This is a genomic window from Klebsiella sp. 7-CIP_Kleb. (genome assembly GCF_050378655.1).
Classification (GTDB): Bacteria; Pseudomonadota; Gammaproteobacteria; order Enterobacterales; family Enterobacteriaceae; genus Klebsiella; species Klebsiella quasipneumoniae.
The window spans coordinates 261,009-282,543 of the sequence record NZ_JBNRLJ010000001.1 but is presented as its reverse complement, the minus strand read 5'-3'; the positions used below and the strand labels follow the sequence as shown (position 1 = coordinate 282,543).

General features: G+C 61.9%; 24 protein-coding genes. 13 read left to right on the top strand and 11 right to left on the bottom strand.

Annotation, left to right across the window (positions count from 1 at the left end):
* Positions 1–14: 14 nt before the first annotated feature.
* From ACQUTI_RS01400 to ACQUTI_RS01380, 5 genes are all read right to left on the bottom strand, one after another.
* Positions 15–1,337: a type II toxin-antitoxin system HipA family toxin gene (locus ACQUTI_RS01400; protein ID WP_043519554.1), complete on the bottom strand. Its 1,323-nt coding sequence runs from the start codon at positions 1,335–1,337 to the stop codon at positions 15–17.
* Positions 1,337–1,603: a type II toxin-antitoxin system antitoxin HipB gene (gene hipB / locus ACQUTI_RS01395; RefSeq protein WP_004205921.1), complete on the bottom strand. Its 267-nt coding sequence runs from the start codon at positions 1,601–1,603 to the stop codon at positions 1,337–1,339. The genes ACQUTI_RS01400 and hipB overlap by 1 nt, the downstream gene beginning before the upstream one ends.
* A 282-nt stretch (positions 1,604–1,885) precedes the next feature.
* Positions 1,886–2,212, bottom strand: coding sequence for a hydroxyisourate hydrolase (gene uraH / locus ACQUTI_RS01390; RefSeq protein ID WP_122543000.1), 327 nt, complete (start codon positions 2,210–2,212; stop codon positions 1,886–1,888).
* Positions 2,209–2,709, bottom strand: coding sequence for a 2-oxo-4-hydroxy-4-carboxy-5-ureidoimidazoline decarboxylase (gene uraD, locus ACQUTI_RS01385; RefSeq protein ID WP_017900378.1), 501 nt, complete (start codon positions 2,707–2,709; stop codon positions 2,209–2,211). Before uraD ends, uraH begins: the two co-directional genes overlap by 4 nt.
* Complete coding sequence (locus tag ACQUTI_RS01380) at positions 2,687–4,066, bottom strand: nucleobase:cation symporter-2 family protein (protein WP_428923179.1); 1,380 nt, start codon at positions 4,064–4,066, stop codon at positions 2,687–2,689. The genes uraD and ACQUTI_RS01380 overlap by 23 nt, the downstream gene beginning before the upstream one ends.
* Before the next feature lie 345 nt (positions 4,067–4,411).
* Here ACQUTI_RS01380 and hpxO point away from each other — a divergent pair, with 345 nt between their 5' ends.
* A complete protein-coding gene (hpxO, locus tag ACQUTI_RS01375) occupies positions 4,412–5,566 on the top strand; it encodes an FAD-dependent urate hydroxylase HpxO (protein ID WP_004205928.1) in 1,155 nt (384 codons plus the stop codon).
* On the opposite strand, the gene hpxR is transcribed toward hpxO, so the two are convergent.
* Positions 5,547–6,470 carry a LysR family hpxDE operon transcriptional regulator HpxR gene (gene hpxR, locus ACQUTI_RS01370; protein WP_008804925.1) on the bottom strand — a complete coding sequence of 308 codons (924 nt, stop codon included), beginning with the start codon at positions 6,468–6,470 and terminating at the stop codon, positions 5,547–5,549. The genes hpxO and hpxR overlap by 20 nt on opposite strands.
* Before the next feature lie 125 nt (positions 6,471–6,595).
* Between hpxR and hpxD the strand changes: the two genes are divergently transcribed.
* Together hpxD and hpxE are read left to right on the top strand one after the other, a co-directional pair.
* Positions 6,596–7,633, top strand: a complete 1,038-nt coding sequence (hpxD, locus tag ACQUTI_RS01365) for a molybdenum cofactor-independent xanthine hydroxylase subunit HpxD (protein ID WP_087771731.1) — start codon at positions 6,596–6,598, stop codon at positions 7,631–7,633.
* An 11-nt stretch (positions 7,634–7,644) separates the two neighbouring features.
* The gene (gene hpxE / locus ACQUTI_RS01360) at positions 7,645–8,619 is read left to right on the top strand and encodes a molybdenum cofactor-independent xanthine hydroxylase subunit HpxE (protein ID WP_096833912.1); all 975 of its coding nucleotides are present in this window, start codon (positions 7,645–7,647) and stop codon (positions 8,617–8,619) included.
* On the opposite strand, the gene ACQUTI_RS01355 is transcribed toward hpxE, so the two are convergent.
* Positions 8,596–9,834, bottom strand: a complete 1,239-nt coding sequence (locus ACQUTI_RS01355; protein ID WP_114508371.1) for an MFS transporter — start codon at positions 9,832–9,834, stop codon at positions 8,596–8,598. The genes hpxE and ACQUTI_RS01355 overlap by 24 nt on opposite strands.
* 105 nt (positions 9,835–9,939) lie before the next feature.
* Here ACQUTI_RS01355 and ACQUTI_RS01350 point away from each other — a divergent pair, with 105 nt between their 5' ends.
* The gene (locus ACQUTI_RS01350) at positions 9,940–10,884 is read left to right on the top strand and encodes an AraC family transcriptional regulator (protein WP_004205934.1); all 945 of its coding nucleotides are present in this window, start codon (positions 9,940–9,942) and stop codon (positions 10,882–10,884) included.
* A gap of 9 nt (positions 10,885–10,893) precedes the next feature.
* Here ACQUTI_RS01350 and ACQUTI_RS01345 read toward each other — a convergent pair whose 3' ends face one another.
* From ACQUTI_RS01345 to ACQUTI_RS01335, 3 genes are all read right to left on the bottom strand, one after another.
* Complete coding sequence (locus ACQUTI_RS01345) at positions 10,894–11,649, bottom strand: VOC family protein (RefSeq protein ID WP_069136002.1); 756 nt, start codon at positions 11,647–11,649, stop codon at positions 10,894–10,896.
* Between the two features lie 178 nt (positions 11,650–11,827).
* Entirely contained in the window at positions 11,828–12,139 is a 312-nt protein-coding gene (locus ACQUTI_RS01340) for a cupin domain-containing protein (RefSeq protein WP_004205936.1), read from the bottom strand.
* A 21-nt stretch (positions 12,140–12,160) separates the two neighbouring features.
* A complete protein-coding gene (locus tag ACQUTI_RS01335) occupies positions 12,161–12,424 on the bottom strand; it encodes a VF530 family DNA-binding protein (RefSeq protein ID WP_428923178.1) in 264 nt (87 codons plus the stop codon).
* Positions 12,425–12,705: 281 nt separating this feature from the next.
* Here ACQUTI_RS01335 and ACQUTI_RS01330 point away from each other — a divergent pair, with 281 nt between their 5' ends.
* Genes ACQUTI_RS01330 through ACQUTI_RS01315 form a run of 4 tightly spaced genes read left to right on the top strand, consistent with a single transcriptional unit; the run spans position 12,706 to position 16,008 of the window.
* Positions 12,706–13,734 (top strand): isopenicillin N synthase family dioxygenase, encoded by a 1,029-nt coding sequence (locus tag ACQUTI_RS01330; protein ID WP_017900371.1) that lies wholly within the window; start codon positions 12,706–12,708, stop codon positions 13,732–13,734.
* 23 nt (positions 13,735–13,757) lie between these two features.
* Entirely contained in the window at positions 13,758–14,564 is an 807-nt protein-coding gene (locus ACQUTI_RS01325) for a MetQ/NlpA family ABC transporter substrate-binding protein (RefSeq protein WP_032452814.1), read from the top strand.
* On the top strand, positions 14,561–15,352 hold the full coding sequence (locus ACQUTI_RS01320; RefSeq protein ID WP_075201745.1) for a methionine ABC transporter ATP-binding protein: 792 nt from the start codon (positions 14,561–14,563) through the stop codon (positions 15,350–15,352). Before ACQUTI_RS01325 ends, ACQUTI_RS01320 begins: the two co-directional genes overlap by 4 nt.
* Entirely contained in the window at positions 15,349–16,008 is a 660-nt protein-coding gene (locus tag ACQUTI_RS01315) for a methionine ABC transporter permease (protein ID WP_004217626.1), read from the top strand. The genes ACQUTI_RS01320 and ACQUTI_RS01315 overlap by 4 nt, the downstream gene beginning before the upstream one ends.
* Before the next feature lie 10 nt (positions 16,009–16,018).
* Here ACQUTI_RS01315 and ACQUTI_RS01310 read toward each other — a convergent pair whose 3' ends face one another.
* On the bottom strand, positions 16,019–17,077 hold the full coding sequence (locus ACQUTI_RS01310) for an NAD(P)H-dependent flavin oxidoreductase (protein ID WP_114508154.1): 1,059 nt from the start codon (positions 17,075–17,077) through the stop codon (positions 16,019–16,021).
* A gap of 89 nt (positions 17,078–17,166) precedes the next feature.
* Here ACQUTI_RS01310 and ACQUTI_RS01305 point away from each other — a divergent pair, with 89 nt between their 5' ends.
* From ACQUTI_RS01305 to tam, 5 genes are all read left to right on the top strand, one after another.
* Complete coding sequence (locus ACQUTI_RS01305) at positions 17,167–18,012, top strand: LysR substrate-binding domain-containing protein (protein ID WP_043519547.1); 846 nt, start codon at positions 17,167–17,169, stop codon at positions 18,010–18,012.
* Positions 18,013–18,214: 202 nt separating this feature from the next.
* The gene (locus ACQUTI_RS01300) at positions 18,215–18,637 is read left to right on the top strand and encodes a VOC family protein (protein ID WP_004205943.1); all 423 of its coding nucleotides are present in this window, start codon (positions 18,215–18,217) and stop codon (positions 18,635–18,637) included.
* 155 nt (positions 18,638–18,792) lie between these two features.
* Positions 18,793–19,980 carry an MFS transporter gene (locus tag ACQUTI_RS01295; protein WP_043519545.1) on the top strand — a complete coding sequence of 396 codons (1,188 nt, stop codon included), beginning with the start codon at positions 18,793–18,795 and terminating at the stop codon, positions 19,978–19,980.
* Positions 19,981–20,209: 229 nt separating this feature from the next.
* Entirely contained in the window at positions 20,210–20,500 is a 291-nt protein-coding gene (locus tag ACQUTI_RS01290; RefSeq protein WP_004205945.1) for a hypothetical protein, read from the top strand.
* A gap of 202 nt (positions 20,501–20,702) precedes the next feature.
* Positions 20,703–21,464, top strand: coding sequence for a trans-aconitate 2-methyltransferase (tam, locus tag ACQUTI_RS01285; RefSeq protein ID WP_130938998.1), 762 nt, complete (start codon positions 20,703–20,705; stop codon positions 21,462–21,464).
* Positions 21,465–21,535: the final 71 nt, after the last annotated feature.

Sequence of the window (21,535 nt, the reverse complement as noted above, 5' to 3'; positions counted from 1 at the left end):
GCCAACCGGCTTCGCTATCCCGCCAGCAGCCCTTGCTGCAGGCGGGCGTGCAGTTTAAGCATGTTCTCCGTGATGGCCCGCCAGACGTGGGCGGAAAAGTCCGACGGCAGCGTTTGGCGGGCGCTTTCGATGGCCTGCGGCACGCGGTCGGCAAACTCGCCCAGGATCGCCAGCATCTGCTCCCGGGGGAAGTTAACCGCTTTGGCGGTCGCCAGAAAATGACGCGGATAGATAGCGTTAATCTCCGTTTTCCGCCCTTTTGTGGCATTGAGCCCCATCGACAGCTTCAGGTCGCGCAGATGCAGTCCCGTCCCGCCCAGCACCGGAAATGCCGAAATAATGTCGTAGAACGGCGTGAGCCGGTAGCTGCCGCCGGGCAGCAAAAAGAGCGAGAAGTTCTTCGCATGCCCGTCCGTAGCCCCGGTCAGCCACTGGAACACCATGAACTTCATAAAGTCATAGCGATCTTTCAGGGCCTCACTGGAGCCCAGCAGAAAGGTCATGATCGCGGCGATACCCGGCCCGCCGTCAGACTCATATTTCATCGACGACGGTATGCCGAATGCCTGACACAGATCCTCCTGCGGCAGACGCAGCAGCACGCGCCCCTCCTGCGCCCAGCGCCGGTCGAAGCGGGTCACCGCCAGCGCACGGATCCGCGGCGTGTTGATAATCTCCGCCTCCGGCACCGCCAGGCCCAACGCCCTGGCCAGCGCCAGGCACAGATATTCGTTATCCACGCTTTCACGCAGATCCAGCGTCGCATTGGGCTGCTTTATCTCGCCGATGGGCAGTTTAATGATATGGGTGGTCGGGGTGGTGCCCTGCGGAATACACCAGTGCTCGCCCATTCGCAGCAGCGCGGTTTTCTCCTGAGCGCCGGCCACCGAGATACGAAAATCGTCCTGGCCGGTCACCATTCCGAGAGGAATATCCGACTGGTAGGCGGTCAGCAAAGCGGTCAGCTGCGCCTCATCCAGCGTCTGCCAGCGCAACGCGGCAAGATGCGCCTCTTCCCCCGGCGGCAGCAGAGTCACCGCCCCTACGCTGTCCCGCCCGACCTCGGCCAGCAGATCGAACGGCTGTTTCGAACGCGCCTGATAGCGCCTGACGATCCGCTCGCGGACCTGCGGGCTGTCGGGCAGCAGGTTATCAAAATAGTGATACACCGCGTCGGCGGTAATATTGCCATACTGCAGCGGCAGCGAGAGGGAGAGCGGTCTGGCGCGCGGGCTGCGCAGCCACTCCTCATCATAGCGGAAACTGTGCGCCCCGTTGGCCTGGCGGGTTAAGGTTCCCACGCGCGCATTGTTCATCCAGGTGGTGAGCGTCGCCATTACCAGTCAAGATCCGTGGTGTTATCGGGAATCATCGCCGTCTCTGCCGGTTTGGCGTTCAGGGTCATCACCACCCCCAGCGACTGGAGGATCTTAAACAGGGTGGTTAAGGTGGTTTTGTCGGGGTGATTTTCAAAATTGGACAGCGTCGCCTGTTTAATGCCGATCCGGCTGGCCAGCGCCTCCTGAGTCCAGTGATTTTGCTGGCGCAGCAGTTTCAGGTAATTGGCCAGCTGAACCGGACTGTATATCTGCGGGGAATTCATCGCCTTGTTCCTCACCATCATTTATCCCCCTATCGGGATAAAACTGGTTTTATACCCTGCAAGGGATAATGTCAAGTTTATCCCCTGGTGGGGATAAGTCAATGATTATCCTTACGTAGGGATAAAGCAGAAGGGATGGCAGCCGGAGCAACGTGGTCTGCCCGGTGGCGGCTGCGCCTTACCGGGCCTACGGGCTGTCGCTACCAGTTTCATCATCATCCAGGTCGGGCAATCGCAGCGCCGCCCGGCAATGGCTGTCACTCGGGCAACGCGCAGCCGGGCTTAGCTGCCGCGGTAGGTCGACCACCCGCCCGGGGCGATCAGAAACGGCAGATGGAAATGGTCCTCTGCCGCCTCGCCAATGACAAAATCAATCTGCGCCCGGGTAAAAACGCTCTCGCGCCCGGCACGGGCAAACCACGCCCCGGTTTCCGCGGTTAAACGGTAGCGCCCCGCCGGCAGCGGCGCGGAGCTGAAGGTGGCGATACGCCCCTGGGCGTTGGTCACCAGGTTCGCCAGGGTCTCGCCCTCCCGGCTCAGGCTGACCGCGACGCCTTCAGCCGGCGTGCCGGTGGAAATATCCAGAATATGGGTGCTCAGGGTGCTCATTCGCCAATCGCTCCTTCCAGTCTTAACATCGTAATTTCCCGCAGCTGGGCAAGCGCCTCAGCCACTTCTTCGTCAGCGGTATGCTGCAGCCGGCGCGTCAGCGCCTGCAGAATCTCTTCGCCGCTGCGCCCTTTGGCGCGGATTAAAAACACCCGGCCAAAGCGGGCTTCGTAGCGGGCATTCCCCTCCCGCAGGGCCTGCGCCAGTCTTTCATTATCGCTGTCCACCGCCGACTGCTCCTGGCGCGACATCGTCGCGTGCGCCTGGCTGCCGCTCGGTTTTTCGCCGATCCGCGGATGGGCGCTGAGCGCCGCGTTCAGATCGTTCTCTCCCCAGTCGCCCATCGCTTCCCGGGCGACCTGCAGCAGCGCTTCACGGTTGGCGAAGGGGCGCAAGTTCACCAGCTTATCGCTCCAGGCCGGGATCGCCACACAGGGAGCCAGCAGCTCCCCTGCCTCATCGCCACTCAGGCTGTTAAACTGACTCAGCGCGATCATCCTGACTCCTTATCGTTTTCGTCGCCGCCTGCTCCTGCGGCAGAACAAGGTTCATCGCTATCGCCACCAGCCCACCGCTGGTGGCCGCGGAACCGAACAGATCGCCGACCATCGGCGGAAAATGGCTGAGAAACGCCGGCACCGACTCCACGCCAAGACCCGCACCAAACGCCAGACCCACGATCAGCACATCGCGTCGGGTGAGCGGGTTCTGGGTAATGATCCGGATCCCGGCCGCCACCACGCAGCCAAACATCACCATCGTAGCGCCCCCCAGCACCGGCGCCGGGATCTGCCGCAACAGTTCGCCCACCGGCGGGAACAGCCCGAGCAGGATCAGAATTACGCCAATGTAGCGTCCGACATAGCGGCTGGCCACCCCGGTCATCTGGATCACGCCGTTGTTCTGCGCGAAAGTCGTGTTTGGAAAGGCGCTGAGCATTGCGGCCACCATGCAGCTGACGCCATCCGCCAGGATACCGCCCTTCAGCCGGTTGCGGAAAGCGCGATCGTCAACAGACTGTAGTGAAATCAGCGAGTTGGCCGTCAGATCGCCCACCGCCTCCAGAATACACACCAGCGACACCAGCGCCACCGGCAGAAATATCGCGCTGTTAAACTGAAAGCCAAACGGGAACAGCGTTGGCAGGCGAAACAGGGTATCGCCCAGGCTGTGAAGATGGAACTGACCGCTCAGCCCTGCCGCCACACAGCCCACGGCAATGCCCACCACCACCGAGGAGAGCCGCAGCCAGCGGTTTTTGGCGCAGCTCAGCAGGACGATAACGCCAAGGGTACCCGCCCCGAGCGCGATATTGCTCATGCTGGCAAAATCCTGCGCCTTTTCCCCACCGCACCAGTTAATGACGCTGACCTTGATCAGGCTGATGCCGATCAGCGCAATCACGCTGCCGGTAATGATAGGGGTAAAGATTTTCTTCAGCGGTTCGATAAAGCGGCTGACAATCACCGGCACCAGGGCGGCGACAAAGTTAACGCCAAACAGCATCGCCATAATATCCTGCGGCCCGCCGCCCTGCGCTTTCACCCACATCCCTCCGGCTACCGCCACGCCCAGAAAGGCGAAGCTGGTGCCCTGCATGCAGATCATCCCGGCGCCAATGCCCCAGACCCGGTTGGACTGCAGAAAGGTACCGATACCCGAAGCCAGCAGCGACATACTGATGAGATACGGCAGCCAGTCGCCAAGTCCGAGGGTGGCGCCGATGATCAGCGGCGGCGTGATGATCCCCACCAGACCCGCCAGCACATGCTGGAGGGCGCTAAAAAAGGCAGGAAGCGGTGGGATCCGCTGTTCGAGGCCGTAAAGCAGGCCGCTGTGATGTTCGTCAGACATGGTGTTATCCCGTAGCAAAGAGAAGTGCATGGGCTACTGCACAAAGCAGGCCAGAGACGACAAAAGCGCACGAATAAATTTATTAACACTTCAAAATCATCAACTTAAATTATTCGAATGATGCATCATTTCCCTCCGCTGCTGAACCAGGCTTATGAAACGATAGATTCTTAATGCAACATAAAGAAACTTTTGATTCATAAAAAGGCAACCAATGCATCACATTGCACCGAGGTGGTGCGCCATGACCTGCCGCTGTGCCTCTGGCGGGCGGTTTTCCTCCCTCCGGCGAACTGGTACGCAAATTGCTGTAGTCAGTGCCTACATCTGGAGAAGGAGAAAAAAATGAAAGCAATCGTGATTGGCGCGGGCATCGGCGGCTTAAGTGCGGCAGTGGCGCTCAAACAGTCGGGGATCGACTGCGACGTCTATGAGGCGGTGAAAGAGATCAAACCGGTCGGCGCGGCGATTTCCGTATGGCCCAACGGCGTGAAATGCATGGCCCACCTCGGCATGGGCGATATCATGGAAACCTTCGGCGGACCGCTGCGCCGCATGGCGTATCGCGATTTCCGCAGCGGCGAGAACATGACCCAGTTCAGCCTCGCGCCGCTGATCGAACGCACCGGCAGCCGCCCCTGCCCGGTATCCCGCGCAGAGCTGCAGCGTGAAATGCTGGATTTCTGGGGACGGGAGCGCGTGCAGTTCGGCAAACGCGTCACCCGCTGTGAAGAAAACGCCGACGGCGTGACGGTGTGGTTTACCGACGGCAGCAGCGCCAGCGGCGATCTGCTGATTGCCGCCGACGGCAGCCATTCCGCGCTGCGTCCGTGGGTGCTCGGCTTTACTCCGCAGCGCCGCTACGCCGGCTACGTCAACTGGAACGGTCTGGTGGAAATAGATGAAGCGCTGGCGCCGGGCGATCAGTGGACCACCTTTGTCGGCGAAGGCAAGCGCGTCTCGCTGATGCCGGTCTCCGCTGGCCGGTTCTACTTTTTCTTTGATGTGCCGCTGCCGGCGGGTCTGGCCGAGGATCGTGACACCCTGCGCGCTGACCTCAGCCGCTACTTTGCCGGCTGGGCGCCGCCGGTGCAGAAGCTGATCGCCGCCCTTGACCCGCAGACCACCAACCGTATTGAAATCCACGATATCGAACCGTTCAGCCGCCTGGTGCGCGGTCGCGTCGCGCTGCTGGGCGACGCCGGACACAGCACCACCCCGGATATTGGCCAGGGGGGATGTGCGGCGATGGAAGATGCAGTGGTGCTGGGCGCCGTTTTCCGCCAGACCCGCGATATTGACGCCGCCCTGCGCGAGTATGAAGCCCAGCGCTGCGATCGGGTTCGCGATCTGGTGTTGAAGGCGCGCAAGCGCTGCGATATCACCCACGGTAAGGATATGCAGCTCACCGAAGCCTGGTACCAGGAGCTGCGGGAGGAGACCGGCGAACGGATTATCAACGGCATGTGCGACACCATCCTCAGCGGGCCGCTGGGCTGACGGTCGCCATGGACTCAATCACCGCGCTCAGCGTCTGAATGGCCATCTGCGCGGGACGCGATAGCTGACGCGAGGGCGCGGTGCACAGCGCCAGAGTCAGCGGCCGCAGCAGCGTACTGCGCAGCGGGATAAAGGCCAGCTGTCCGCGCTGAACCTCGTCCAGCACGTCGAGCAGGCTGAGGAGCGTCACGCCGCTGCCGCGCAGCACCAGCGACTTAATGAGTCGAATATCATTGCAGCTGATGGTATTCTCCGGCGCAAAGTCATGGTGGCGATAGAGGAGCGCAACACGCTCATGAACGATCAGCGGCGCGCCGGGCACGATGTGCCGCTCCAGGCTGAGCTCGCCCAGAGACAGGGCCTTCGCCCCCGCCAGAGGATGGTCCGGGCGCATCACAATCCCCACCTCCAGTTCGGCAAAGGCCAGTACGCTGAGTCCGGCCTGCCCCTGCGGATCGAGGATCAGACCGACGTCCAGATCCGCCTGACGCACTTTCTGGCTGACGGTGTGGCTGTCGGCCACCTGCAGATCCAGCTCCAGCCACGGCCAGCTGGCTATGATCTCCGCCAGCGCGGCGGCGAAGCCGCCTTCCGCCAGCGCCTGCACCATGCCGACGCTGACGCTCCCGCGCTTCATCCCCTGCAGCTCATCAAATTTTTGCCGGGTCTGACGAAACTCCTTCTGCCAGCGCAACAGATTGTCATACAGCAGTTCACCCGCAGTGGTCATCCGCAGTCCCTCCGGCAGCCGCTCGAACAGCGGCGTCCCGAAGGCCTCCTCGGCCTGCAGGATCTGGCGGTTAATCGCCGAGGCCGAGATATGCAGCTGCTCGGCGGCCCGGCGCAGGCTGCCGCAGCGAGCCACGGCGATGAAATAGTGGGCGAAACGGGAAAATGGACTCATGGTGCCCCTGTACTCTTTTTTGCAACAGCAGAGTGAATTAATGGTGATGGATGTGAACACCCTAATATGACAACAATAATCTCACAACAATAAAACAATCACCGATGTGAGCAGGAAGAGAAATCATGAAGACAACCCCCCCCACGCCCCCCGCCCATTGCACCTTCGATCCGGAAGACTGGCTGCGGCTGGCCCGTTGCTGGCACCCGGTGGCCCGCGCCTGCGATATTGACGGCGCTCCGGTGAAAGCCACCCTGCTGGACGAACAGCTGGTTATCTATCGTATAAAAGGCCAGGTGGTGGTCGCCCGCGACGTCTGCCCGCACCGCGGCGTCCCGCTGACCCTGGGGTTTCATGAAGAAGAAGGCATCGTCTGCCCCTATCATGGCCTGCGCTTTGGCGAGGATGGCCGCTGCAACCGCATCCCCTCCAGTCCGGGGCAACCCATTCCGGCCAAACTGCATCTCACCAGCTTCGCCGTGGAGGAGCGTTACGGGCTGATCTGGACCTGCCTGGCCTGCGATCCGGACAATCCGCCTCCGTTACCGACCATGCCGCACTGGGACGACGCCGGCTTTCAGCAAATCAACTGTCCGGCCTTTGAAGTGAAGGGCTTTGCCGGCCGCCAGGTCGAAGGCTTTCTCGATGTCGCCCACTTCGCGTGGATCCACACCGAGACCTTCGCCGATCCTGACAACCAACAGGTGCCGGACTACACCCCGCAGGAGACGCCGTTCGGCTTTGTTGCCGACTACTGGAGCTCGGTAGGCAATTACCCGGCCAGCTCCGATTTCCGCGCGCCGGAAGGGTTCCAGTGGCTGCGTCACTTTGAAATGCATCTGCCGTTCACCGCCACGCTGACCATCCATTTCCCTGCCGATGCGAAGCTGGTGATCATGAACGCCGCCTCGCCGGTGTCGTCGCGCGTGACGCGAATGTTTGCCCCTATCGCCCGCAATTTTGACCTGCATGTGCCGGTGGAAGACGTTCATGCGTTCAACCTGCGGGTGTTTGAGGAGGACCGCCTGATGGTTGAGACCCAGCGCCCGGAGCGGCTGCCGCTGGATCTGACCCTGGAGGCGCATATTCCGGCAGACCGCAGCTCTATCGCCTACCGGCGCGGGCTGAAGAAGATGGGCTTTGGCGATTTCTTTCTGGTATGAGTGGAGGTCTTATGCGCGACATACTCCCGGTGGTGGTCGATGGCCTGTGGCGCCAGGGCGCGAAAAATCTGGCCGTTCGTCTGGTGAGCGCCGATGGGCAACCGCTGCCGGCGTGGGCGCCCGGCGCCCATATCGACCTCCATCTCCCCTGCGGGCTGATCCGTCAGTATTCGCTGACCGGCAGCCCGGCCGGACGGGATCACTATCTGCTCTGCGTCGCCCGCGAGGCGCAGTCGCGAGGCGGCTCTCGTTATATTCATGACACCCTGCGTCCGGGGCAGCCCTTGCTGATCTCTGCTCCGCGCAACCACTTTCCCCTGCACGGGGGCGGCCACGTGGTGCTCCTCGCCGCCGGGATCGGCATTACACCGCTGCTGGCGATGGCCCATGCGCGGGCGTCGTCCGGCGCCAGCTTTACGCTGCACTATTACGTCAGCCGCGCGCAGGAGGCCGCCTTCGCCACCGAGATCGCCAGCCAGCTCACCGGCGGAACCTGCCTGATCCACAGCTCTGCCGACGGGCAGAGTCCGCGCCTGCGGCTGGCGCAGGATCTGGGCGCGCCGGACGCCGACACCCGAGTCTATTTCTGCGGACCGCCGGGGTTTATGGCCCAGGTGCGCGACACCGCGCTGGCGGCCGGCTGGGCGGAAACGCAACTGCACAGCGAAGCGTTCCAGCCGACCGTCCCGACGGCGGCGTCGGCGGAGGACGGCACCTTCACCATCACCCTCGCCTCCACCGGGGAGCGCTGGCCGGTCCCGGGGGACAAAACCATCGCCCGGGTGCTGCAGGAGCATGGCGTTGAGGTGCCGCTCTCCTGCGAGATGGGGATCTGCGGCGCCTGCCTGACGCCGGTGCGGGAGGGAACGGTCGACCACCGGGATACCGTGCAGTCGGAGGCGGAAAAACAGGCCGCGGAGCAGCATATCGCGCTGTGCTGCTCCCGCAGCCTGTCGGCCAATTTAGTTATCGATCTCGCGGGATAAGCGGCCGGTCTCCGGCTGCTCGGCGCTGGCGACCGGTTTCACCCGCACAGCGGTGAAGACCACGACCATCGCGATCAACAGCAGCAAACCGCTGCCGGTGAAGACGCCGCTGGCGCCATGCAGATCGAACACCGCCCCGCCGCCGGCGGCGCCGGCGCTGATGGCCAGCTGAATAGAGGCCACCAGCAGACCGCCTGCGCTTTCCGCCTCATCCGGCACGGTGGTGGCCAGCCAGGTGGACCAGGCCACCGGCACCAGACCGAAGGCAAATCCCCACAGGGCGACCAGCAACCCGTCGAGCACGGACAGATGGCCAAACGTCACCATCAGCAGCGCCAGGACGCTCATCATCAGCGGCACCAGCGCCAGGGTCAGACGCAGGCTGCGGCTCAGCAGATAGCTCGCCACCGAGGTGCCGATAAAGTTAGCGACACCGAAGCCGAGCAAAATCAGCGAAACGCCTTCAACGCTGGCCTGCGCGACGGTCTCAAGGAACGGTCTCAGGTAGGTGAAGAAGGCAAAATGGCCGCTGAAAATCAGGATCGACGCCAGCATGCCCCCCAGCATACCGGGACGGCGCAGCACCCTGAACAGCGTGGAGAAGGTGCCAACGCTTTCCGGCCGCATGGAGGGCAGCACCCACAGCTGCCAGAGCAGCGCCAGCAGGCTGGGTATCGCGCAGAGAATAAACACGTTGCGCCAGCCGATCAGCTCTCCGAGGTAGCTGCCGAGCGGCGCGGCCACCACCGTGGCGACAGACACCGCGGAAAAGATGATCGCCAGCGCTTTCGGCACATGGGCCGCCGGCACCAGACGCATCGCCGTGGCGGTGGACATCGCCCAGAAACCGCCGATGGCGATCCCCAACAGCAGACGACCGAGCAGGAGAAACGCCAGCGAACCGGCAAAAGCGACCATCAGGCTGGAGACAATCTGCAGCACGGAAAAGAACATCAGCACCCAGCGGCGGTCGATATTGCGGGTGGCGGTGGCGATCAGCAGGCCGGTGACTAACGCCACTAACGCCGTGGCGGTCACCGCCTGCCCGGCCATCCCTTCGCTGACGCCGAGGCTGCTGGCCATCGGCGTTAACAGGCTGGCGGGCAGAAACTCAGCCACGATCAGGCCGAACACCCCGAGGGCCAGGGCATAGACGGCGCGCCAGGCAGGCCTGACGGGTGACAGGCTCGCGTCAGCAGCTATGCAGGAAGTCATATACATCTCTCCAGGTTTATTAACATCCTGGTCATCTTAGGGGCTTACCCCTGGACGATATATGATGCATACTCTTCAGTTATTGATTATTCGTCCGGAATTACCATGAGCCAGCCCACTATCGATCTAACCAGCGAACTGCTGCGCGGTATGCGCCTCTCCGGCGTGAATTACCGGCGCATCGAGACCTCCCGCCCGTTTGGCGTCGGTTTTAGCGCCGTGGCGGGCAAAGCCCAGTTCCATTTCATCAGCCGCGGGCCGGTGCTGCTGCGCATGGCCAGCGGGGAACAGTTCACCCTGGAGAGCGGCGACGCGCTGTTTATTCCCAACGGCGACGGGCACGCCCTGCTCTCCGATCCGCAGGCCGCGGTGGTGAATGTGGCGCAGCTGAACAGCGAAACGGTGTGCAGCACGGTCAGTTGTATCAACGCTGGCGGCCAGCCTGACTGCCCGGAGCGCGCCGTGATTTTCAGCGGTTGTATGGACTTTGAACTCGGCGGCATGCAGCCGCTGGTGAAGGCCATGCCCGAAGTGATGCGGGTGAGCTGCCTGCTCAACACCTGGCCGGAGATCCAGCCGCTGCTGGCGGCGATGGAGCGGGAATCGCTCACCCGCCAGGCGGGCTATGCCGGGATCCTCGCCCGACTGGCGGACGTAGTGGCCGCGCTGATAGTCCGCGGCTGGGTGGCCTGCGGGTGCGGTAACGCCACCGGCTGGGTGCAGGTCCTGCGCGATCCCCGGCTGGCGAAAGCGATCTACGCCATGCATCAACGTCCGGGCGTTAACTGGAAAGTGGAAGATCTGGCGCGGGAGGCGGGGCTGTCGCGCTCTCTCTTCGCCGAGCGTTTTCTTGCCGCCACCGGCACCACCCCCGCCCGCTATCTCACCGAGCTGCGTATGCGGCTGGCGGTGCAGTACATCACCCACGAAGGCCAGGCGCTGGAAAAAGTCGCCTTCAGCCTCGGGTATCAGTCGCTGGCGGCCTTTAGCCGGGCTTTCAAACGCATCACCGGCCAGCCGCCGGGGGCCCTGCGCGCTACGGTACGCTAGCGTCAGCCGTTATATAAAGCGATACACGCCGTTGCCGACGCGAAAGCGTTGCCCCTTAAGCGCCGGGTTGGCGACGCGAAACACCAGCTCGGCCAGCTGGTTGGCGGGTCCCTGGCGGAAAATAAACCACTGGCCGCCCGCGTCCAGCCCCTGGTCCCCCTGTGACGGGAAGCCCAGCAGTGCCTGCCAGCGGTCGCGCACCGCCTGCGGATTGTCCACCTCGAATACCGCCTGCTCGAGCACAATGTCGCCCAGCGGATGAGGCACGTCCAGCCCCTGAGCGCGCAGCCGCGCCAGCCGGGTCTCGTCGTCTTCTCCCCACTGCAGCACAAAAGGAAAGACCAGCCCGTCGGTGTCGCCATCGATGGTGAAGATCCTCCAGCGGATGACATTGCCCTGCGGATCGTGGCGCTGGCCATCGACAATCGGTGACACCGCCAGCCCCTTGCGACGCAAGTGGTCATGGGTGGCGTCGATGTCGTCGCTGCGCAGCGCGACGCGAAACAGCGCTTCGTTCTCCGGCAGCAACCGCGCGGCATCCCGCGAGAGCAGAAATCTGTCCGTCGCGGCGCGCAGTTCGTCGGGGTCGGAAATGGCGAGGAATTCGATATAGGTCAGACCAAAATAGCTCAGCGCATTGCGGGTTCCCCAGCCCGGATGGCGCCCGCCGACCGCCGCCCGCAGCTGCTGCCCGGCAAAGATTTCAATCGCCGCTTCCGGCTGATTCACAAACTGTACTGCGTGATCCCACTGCAAGGTGGCCATGATCTCTCCCGGGGTTGTGCCTGTTAAGACGTCTGCGGCAAAAGATAGTGCTGGGGTGAAGGCAATGGCAAACAAGAATTATGTATATTGAAAGCTGGATAAGTGATTTATATCAACGCGGTATGTTGAGTGTGACAGGCTATGAAACGGCGGGCTAACGAATTGCCCGCCGGCGGGATCAGACCGACCCTTCTTTCTCAATCACCAGAATACGCGCCGCCCCCTGGGGATGGGCGACATGCTCGCATCCCACCTCGGCGTAAAAGATATCTCCGGCGTTCAGCATGATCACCTGTTCCTCGCCGTCGACCTTCACATGCATCGCCACCTGACCATCCATCACGGCAAACACCTCCTGACCGTCGTTGATGTGCCAGATATAGGGTTGGTCGGTCCAGTGCAGGCGCACGGTGGTGCCGGAAAAATTGGCAATGTCCAGCGCGCCCCACGCGCGGTCGGCGGTGAAATCTTTACTGCTCCAGCTCTGCATGATGTTGTCCTGTGGTAAGGGTTATTTTTTCTGCCAGTTTGCCCAGGGATCCGCTTTCTCCGCCGGCGCATCGTCGTCGAGCGAAGCCAGATACATCGCCTCCACCTCTTTACGCGCCCACGGCGTCCGGCGGAGAAATTTCAGGCTGGACTTGATGCTGGGATCGCTTTTAAAGCAGTTAATGTTGACCTGGCGGGTCATTTCCGCCCAGCCGTAGCGCGCCACCAGGGCATTGAGCAGCGCTTCCAGCGTCACGCCGTGCAGGGGATCTTTTGAGCTGTGCATGAGGATACATCCGTTCCGCATTAAAAAAGTGCGCCCACCTTACTGACTCTCGGTGACGGGCGCAACGGCTTCAGTTCGCCCTTACGCCTTTATCTATTTAACGCAAAAGCACAGAACCCCGCGCGGACATAAATTAGAAAATAACGTTATTGGTTGCTTATCTGGCCCTGAGGCAAGCTGTGCTCAGCCCCGGACAGAGGAAATCACCATGCGCTGCTGTTGTGCCAGAACCCTGAACCTGAATCGACCCATAACTTATTATCCCGTTTTCGGAGAACACAATGAACGCGACCACCCTGCCGATTCTCGATCTGGCCCGCTACGCGGACCCCGCGGATAAAGCGGCCTTCCTGACCGACCTGCGTCACGCCGCCCGCGACATCGGCTTCTTTTATCTGATCAACCACGGTGTCGACGACGCGCTTCAATATGAAGTTCAGCGCCAGTCCCAGCGCTTTTTTGCGCTTGATGAGGCGCAAAAACAGCAGGTGGCGATGATCCACTCCCCCCATTTTCGCGGCTATAACCGCGCGGCTTCTGAGCTGACGCGCGGCCAGCCTGACTGGCGAGAGCAGTTTGATATCGGCGCCGAACGTCCGGCGCTGACCCTCAGCGACGACGCGCCGCGCTGGCAGCGCCTGCAGGGTCCGAATCTGTGGCCTGCCGCGCTGCCATCGCTAAAACCGGTATTACTTCACTGGCAACAGCAGATGACTCAGGTGGGGATCCGCCTGCTGCGCGCCTTTGCCGAAGCGCTGCAGCTCCCGGAGAATGCCTTTGACCGGCTTTACGGCGACCAACCCAACGAGCATATCAAGCTGATCCGTTATCCCGGCCAGCAGGAGACCCAGAGCAGCCAGGGCGTTGGCGCCCATAAAGATTCCGGTTTTCTCAGCTTCCTGCTGCAGGACGAGCAGAAAGGGCTGCAGGTTGAGGTGGCGCCCGGGCAGTGGATCGACGCCGTACCGCTGGCCGGCAGCTTTGTGGTCAATATTGGCGAACTGCTGGAGCTGGCCACCAACGGCTATCTGCGCGCTACCGTTCACCGGGTGGTGTCACCGCCGGCTCAGCAGCAGCGCCTCTCCATCGCTTTCTTCCTTGGCGCCCAGCTTGACGCAGTGGTGCCGGTTTATACCCTGCCGCCCGAGCTGGCGCGTGAAGCGCGCGGTCCGGACAGCGACCCGCACAATCCGCTGCTGCGCGATGTCGGCTGGAATTATCTCAAGGGCCGTCTGCGTTCCCATCCGGACGTGGCGGAACGCTACTATCAGGACGTTTTTCGCGAACGCGCCGAGCAATTGATCGTTTAACCATAACTAAAAAGGAACACACCATGAAATATGCCGCTTTTAAACTGGCAGGGGTCGCACTGTCTCTTTCTCTGGCATGGACGTCTGCCCAGGCCGCCGCGCTGCGCGTCGCCGCGGACCCGGTTCCCCACGCGGAGATCCTCAACTACATCAAAAAAATCGATCCCAGCCTCGATCTGAAGGTGGTGGAGCTGACCAGCGGGGTCAACGCCAATGAACTGCTGGCCAGTGGCGATGTGGATGCCAACTACTTCCAGCATGTTCCCTACCTGAAGGATCAGGAAAAAGCGCTGGGTAAAACCTTTGCCGTCGCGGCCACCGTGCACATTGAGCCGCTGGGGATCTACTCGCATAAACATAAAAATTTCTCGTCGCTGCCGGACAACGCCACGGTGGCGGTGCCGAATAACACCACCAACCTGAGCCGTGCGCTGTTCCTGCTGCAGGCACAGAAGCTTATCAAGCTGGACCCTAAATTTACCGACCCGGCCACCACTCTGGCGACGCCGAAGGATATTGTCGAGAACCCGAAACACCTGAAGATCCTGGAGATTGAATCGCCGCAGATCCCGCGCTCCCTCGACGATGTCGACCTGGCGGTGATTAACGGTAACTACGCGCTGGAAGCCGGTCTGGTGCCAGCGAAAGATGCCCTGGGGCTGGAAAGCGCCGAGCATAACCCCTACGCCAATATCCTGGTGACCACCCCGGCCCTGGCGAATGACCCGCGTATTAAGGCGCTGGCGAAAGACCTGACGTCGCCGCAGGTGGCGGAGTTTATCCGTAAAAACTACAACGGCTCGGTGATCCCGGTGGCCCCTCAGTCATGATCACCATCGAAGGGCTGAGCAAAACCTACGCCGGAACCGGCCGACCGGCGCTGAACGATATCGCGTTACAGATCCCGAAAGGGGCGATATACGGCATTCTCGGGCGCAGCGGCGCCGGCAAAAGTACGCTCATCCGCTGTCTCAATTTGCTGGAGCGGCCCACCTCGGGCCGCATTCTGGTGAACGGACAGGATATTACTCAGCTGAACAAGGCGGCGCTGCGGGATTATCGCCTGCGCACCGGGATGATTTTCCAGCACTTCAATCTGCTGCATGCCCGTACCGTCGCCGCCAACATCGCGGTGCCGCTGGAGATTGCCGGGGTGCCGCGGGCCGCTCGCGAAGCGCGGGTGCGCGAACTGCTGGAGCTGGTGGATCTCAGCGAAAAGGCCGCCGCTTTTCCGTCGCAGCTTTCCGGCGGGCAAAAACAGCGCGTCGGCATCGCCCGGGCGCTGGCCGCCCGACCGGAGGTGCTGCTGTGCGACGAGGCGACCAGCGCTCTGGATCCCGAGACCACCGCCTCGGTGCTGGCTCTGCTGGCGGATATTAACCAGCGGCTCAATCTGACCATTGTGCTGATAACGCACCAGCTGGAGGTGGTGAAAACCATTTGTGACCACGCAGCGCTGCTGGAACAGGGCGAGATTGTCGAGAGCGGCAAACTCGCCGACCTGCTGGTGACCCCATGGTCGCGGCTGCGCCAGTCGTTGCTGCACGACCCGCAGGCTGAACAGGATTTTCTTACCCGTCACGGCGTTCAGGGGAGGCCATTATGCGGAGTAGCATGAGCTGGGAAGATTTGTGGCCGTTATTACTCGACGGCACGTTGGATACGCTCTATATGGTGGGCCTGGCGGCCCTGTTTACCGTGCTGATCGGGCTGCCCACCGGTGTGTTGTTATTTATTTCCCGCGCCAACGGGCTGGCGCCGATGCCGAAACTGAACGCGCTGTTAGGCGCGGTGATCAACATCGGCAGGTCGCTACCGTTTATCGTGCTGCTGATCGCCCTGATCCCTTTTACCCGGCTGATCGTCGGCACCACGCTGGGCAGCACCGCCGCCATCGTGCCGGTGACCATCGGCGCCTTTCCGTTCTTTGCCCGCCTGACGGAAAACGCGCTCGACGAGGTGGATTACGGAAGAATCGAAGCCATTCTGTCGATGGGCGGCAACGTCTGGCACGTGATTTTTAAATCCCTGCTGCCAGAAGCCCTGCCGACGCTGCTGGCCGGGATCACGCTGACTATCGTGATGCTGATTGGCTTTTCGTCGATGGCCGGGGTGATCGGCGGCGGCGGACTCGGCGACCTCGCCATCCGCTACGGCTATCAGCGATTCAATAATGAGGTGATGTTTGGCACAGTGCTGATCCTGGTGGCGATGGTTCAGGGCGTGCAGATGGCCGGCGATCGGCTGGTGCGCAGCCTGGCCCACCGCCGTTAGCCGTCAGTCATTAGTTCCAGCCGCTCTCTGCCGCCAGCTGGCGGACCAGACGGGCGGCGTCACACTCGCGGATCAACCCCACCCCCTGCCCGGCCCAGTGGGCGCCATACTCATGGACGCCCTGGGCTTTCGCGGCGGCGGCCAGCGCTTTGCCGATATCATACGCCAGCGGATAATCCGGCACGGCGCTCGTCGGACAGGCTTCCCCTAGCGCGCAGAAGGCATTAGCCAGACAGCGTGCCGGACGCCCGGAGATCGCGGAAGTCAGCACCGTACGCCCGTCAAGGCTGTTGTGGATCGCCGCGCGATAGCCGGCGTCGGCGGCCGATTCCGGACACAGTAAAAACGCCGTACCGAGCTGTACGCCCTGCGCCCCCAACTGCATCACGCTAGCGATCCCCGCTCCGTCCATGATGCCCCCGGCGGCCACTACCGGGATGGTTAGTCGACGCCGCAGAAGTTGCACCAGGGTGAAGGTGCTCAGCTGCGCGTCAGGCTCCTGCGGAGCAAAGATCCCCCGGTGCCCGCCCGCCTCATAGCCCTGAGCGACCACCACGTCGATCCCCTGCTGTTCAATCAGCAGCGCCTCCTGGAGCGAGGTTGCCGTCGCCAGGGTGACAATCCCCTGCTGTCGCAGACGCTGGATCGTCTCACCTTCAGGAAGGCCGAAATGAAAGCTCACCACCGCCGGCGAGAGGTCGAGAAGTAGCTCCAGCATGGCGGTGTGGCCGATAAACGTCTGGTATATCTCCCTAAGCGATGCCGGAGGCGTACTGCCAAAGCGGGTAAAATGGGGGCGCAGCGTCTCTGCCCAGTCCGCTTCACGTGGGTCGTCGCGCCGCGGCGGCGCATGGCAAAATAAATTGACATTGAACGGCCGGTCCGTCAGCTGGCGGGTGGCGACGATCATCGCTTCCGCTTGGGCAACGGTTGAAGCGCCCAGCCCCAGCGAACCCAGCGCCCCGGCATTACTCACCGCAGCAGCCAGCGCGGGGGTGGAGACGCCCGCCATCGGGGCCTGGATCAGGGGGTAGTCAATATCAAGAAGCGAAAGCAGTGAATTTTGCATGAGTTCCTCGTAGATGAGTGATGCCGGAGGCTTACCATCTCTTTTAAAGATGATAAGATCAACATCATTATCATATTGAGAATAAAAATATGAACCACAGCACACTGCAAATTTTTATCCAGGTGGCCGACACGCAAAGCGTCACCCTGGCAGCAAAACGGCTGGGCCGCGCCCAGTCTAATATCACCACCCGTATTCAGCAGCTGGAAGAGGAGCTTGCCGTGGAACTTTTCGTCCGCGGCAACAAAAAAATGGTGCTATCGCCGGCAGGCGTTCAGTTTCTCAGCTATGCCCGGCGGATCCTGAGCCTGGCGGAGGAGGCAAAGCAGGCTCTGCATCCGACCACACCCGGCGGCAGCCTGCGGTTGGGCGCGATGGAGGCGACCGCCGCCAGCCGTCTGCCGCCGCTGCTTACCCGCTTCCAACAGCAATGCCCGCAGGTGGATGTCACCCTCAGCACCCGGCCGACCCGCCAGTTAGCCGAGGGGGTATTCACCGCCGCCCTCGATGCCGCGCTGGTCTGCCTGCCGCCAGGGCCGGATGGCCAACCGACATGCCCGCCCGGGCTGGAATCTGTCCCGGTGTTTCAGGAAACCCTGATGCTGGTCCGGCCGCAGGGCGCTGGCCCGCTGCGGTTCGCGGCATTTACCAGCGGCTGCAGCTATCGGGCGTTAGGAGAGCGCTGGCTGGCGGAGCAACAGGCGGCCGTCGAGGTGCATGAGGTTAGTTCCTATCACAGCATGCTGGCCTGCGTGGCCTCCGGGCGCTACGTCTGCCTGCTGCCGCAGAGCGTGCTGTCGCTGATGACGCTTCCCGAAAACTGCCTTAGCGAACCGCTGTGCGAGGCGAGCACCCAGCTTATCTGGCGTCAGGGGTTCAGCACCTCCGCCCTCAGCGAGTGGCGCATCCTGTTGCAAAGCGCTGCGAACGGCTAAGCTAGAAGAGGATTCAGTGACACACGCGCAGAGGGCGAACCAGAGCTCTTGCCGACAAACGCAGAGGCGTTTTGCCGCTACAGTATCAACCCGAGCGACAACAGCGACAGAATCGCTTTTCGCCACAGGTCGCGGCTGTGACACCGCTTTTTTGCCGGGTGGCGGCTGCGCCTGATCCGGCCTACGCCTTATGGGAGTCAATATGTCGTTCTGCCACATGCGCATCGCCAGACCGGTCAGCGAACTGGAGACCAGCGCCAGCATGTATTGTGCCGGGCTGGGGCTGCAGGAACTTGGCAGCTTTACCGATCATGAAGGATTTAGCGGGATTATGATCGGCTCCGCGGATGCCAGCTGGCATCTGGAATTCACCCACTGCCGCCACCATCCCGTTACCCCCTCGCCAGGAGATGAAGATCTGCTGGTGCTGTACTATCCGCAGCGTCAGGCCTGGGAGGCACAATGCAGCGCCATGGACGCCGCCGGGTTTCTGCGCGTCACGGCGTTCAACCCCTACTGGGAGGTCAACGGCGTCACTTTCGTCGACCGCGACGGCTATCGCACCGTGCTGCAAAACCGCGCCTGGGGCGTGGTGGGCGATGAGTCGCATGTGGCGGCGAGCTGACGATGATCGGGGCTGGCGTCAACCGCTGCAAAAGCAATTATTTACCTTCGGACAGACAACGTTCCCGTCGGTTACCGATAAAACGCCTTCCCGACTCGCCAGCCTTCTCGCGGCGCGCTATGCTAAACATCCCTATGTATTAACCCTTTATCCCTATGAGCACTTCCGTCAGCACCACGCAGCTTAATTTGCGCATCATTTCGATCGTTGTTTTTACCTGTATCTGCTATCTCTCCATTGGTCTGCCACTGGCCGTTCTGCCGGGTTATATTCACTATCAGCTGGGCTACAGCACCTTTGTCGCCGGTATTGTGATCAGTCTGCAGTACATCTCCACGCTAATAAGCCGGCCGCACGCCGGGCGCTATACCGATATCTGGGGGCCGAAAAGAGTGGTTAGCCTCGGGATCGTCTGCTGTCTGCTTAGCGGCGCCTTCACGCTGCTGGCGGTAATGTTGCAGACGATGCCCATGCTGGCGATTGCCGCGCTGTTGGCGGGCCGGGTATTTCTTGGCGTCGGCGAGAGCTTTACCGCCACCGGAGCCACCCTCTGGGGGATCAAAACCGTCGGCGCGATCCATACGTCACGGGTGATCTCGTGGAACGGCGTGGCGACCTATGTGGCGATGGCGGTGGGCGCGCCGCTGGGGGTCACTCTTAACCACTATTTCGGCATCAGCGGCTTTGCCACGGTGGTGGTGCTGGTCGCCGCCATCGGCCTGCTGTTCGCCCGCACGCGGCAAGACGTCAGCGTGACCGCCGGCGTCAGAGCGCCCTTCCACGCGGTGGTGCGCAAAATCTGGCCTTATGGCCTGGGGCTGGCCTTTGGCACCGTCGGTTTCGGCGTTATCGCCACCTTTATCACCCTCTACTTCGCCGCGCACAGCTGGCAGGGCGCCGCGTTTACCCTCTCGCTGTTCAGCGTCGGTTTTATCTGTGTTCGCCTGGTGCTGGGGAATACCATCACCCGCTACGGCGGAGTCCCGGTCTCCCTGGCCTGCTTCGTCATCGAATGTCTCGGCCTGCTGCTTATCTGGCTGGCGCCGTCAGCCTGGGTGGCGGGCATCGGCGCCTTCCTCACCGGCTCGGGTTTTTCGCTGGTCTTCCCGGCGTTGGGGGTTGAGGCGGTAAAACAGGTGGAAGAGCAAAACCAGGGGACCGCCCTCGGCACCTACTCGGCGTTCCTTGACCTCGCGCTGGGGCTGACCGGGCCGCTGGCCGGCTGGGTCGCCGGCTACTACGATCTCGCCACCCTGTATCTGCTGGCGGCGATCGTCGTCGTGTTCGCTTTCCTGCTGATTTTACGCGTACATCTGCAACAGCGGGCAGCGGTCAGGACGTAGCCAGGCCCGGCTCGCGGATCGCCGCGGGCTGCCGACACCGGCAAAAAACGAATCGGCAATTGACGACGATTCGGCTTCCGTGCCAACATCCCCCTCAGCGTCTGGCGACAGATGCAAGGACGGTGGCGGAAAACAACAGAGATCGCGCAACGATCCAGCCCGCCGCCGTAGTCCAATCCGAATCACTGACCCACACGGTGAATTCCTGATTCTGGCGGGAAACACAGACATGCACCAAAGTTTTAATCAGCGCGTTCATTTCTATTACTGCGTCCTGGTCGCGCTGAAGATGCACGGAAAGTCGAAAAAGTCGGGCGGTATCCGAGGAAAGAACAACTTTCTGCTGAAATGGCTGCGCCGGGCGCAGGATAACAACATTTTCCATCCCGATATCACCAGTGAAATCGAATGGCTGCGCGGGAAGATTATTCAGGCCGGCTACGATACCGATCTCGAGCCGATGCTGGATTTTGTTTACGCCACCGCCAGCCGCGCCGAAGCGCTGAAGAACGCCGAATAAGCCACTGCGCCCGCTGCGGGCGCAGATGCTGACCAATCCGCTTCCCCTCACAATGTGCCCATACCGCACGCGATAGCCTGCTGATGCCATTTTATCTGTGACAGTGTCACGCTACCAGGTGCTGCAGGGGATCATTTCCCCTGACAGGCGGCCCTGGGCGTTCTATGCTTTGCCCTGTCTCCCTCACACAGGACAACGCCCGATGGCTGACTGGAATCCTTCGCTGTATCTGCAGTTTGACGCTGAGCGCACCCGCCCGGCGGCTGACCTGCTTTCCCGTATCGCTCACCTGCAGGTAGAGAGCGTCGTTGACCTCGGCTGCGGGCCGGGCAACAGTACCCGCCTGCTGCGTGCCGCCTGGCCGCTGGCGGCGATCGTCGGTATCGATAACTCCCCGGCCATGCTGGACCAGGCGGCGCGGGCCTTACCCGACTGTGAGTTCATCGAGGCCGATATCGCCAGCTGGCGGCCTGCGCAACCGCCAGACGTGATCTATGCCAACGCCTCGCTGCAGTGGCTGGCGGATCATGAGACGCTGTTTCCGCATCTGGTGAATCAGCTGGCGGATAACGGTACGCTGGCGGTGCAGATGCCGGATAACTGGCAGGAGCCCTCCCATACTCTGATGCGTCAGGTCGCCGGCGAGCTGGGATTGCCGGACCGCGGCCGCCAGCCCTTGCTTCCGCCGGACGCCTGGTACGATCTGCTCACCCGACAGGGCTGTGAAGTTGATATCTGGCGCACCACCTATTTTCATCCGCTCGCTTCTCATCAGGCGATAGTCGACTGGCTGCAGGGCACCGGATTGCGACCTTATCTGACGGACCTCGATGAGCAGGCCAAAAGCGCCTTTCTGACCCGCTATTTGGCATCGTTGGCCGACCACTATCCGTTACAGTGTAACGGAATGGTGCTTCTACGCTTCCCACGTCTGTTTATCGTGGCGCGAAAAATAGCCGCCTGAGGGTTGCCTTGAGCGTGGAGTAAAACATAACCAATACATAAGCAAGTCGAGCCAGCAAACATTCCTGTTTT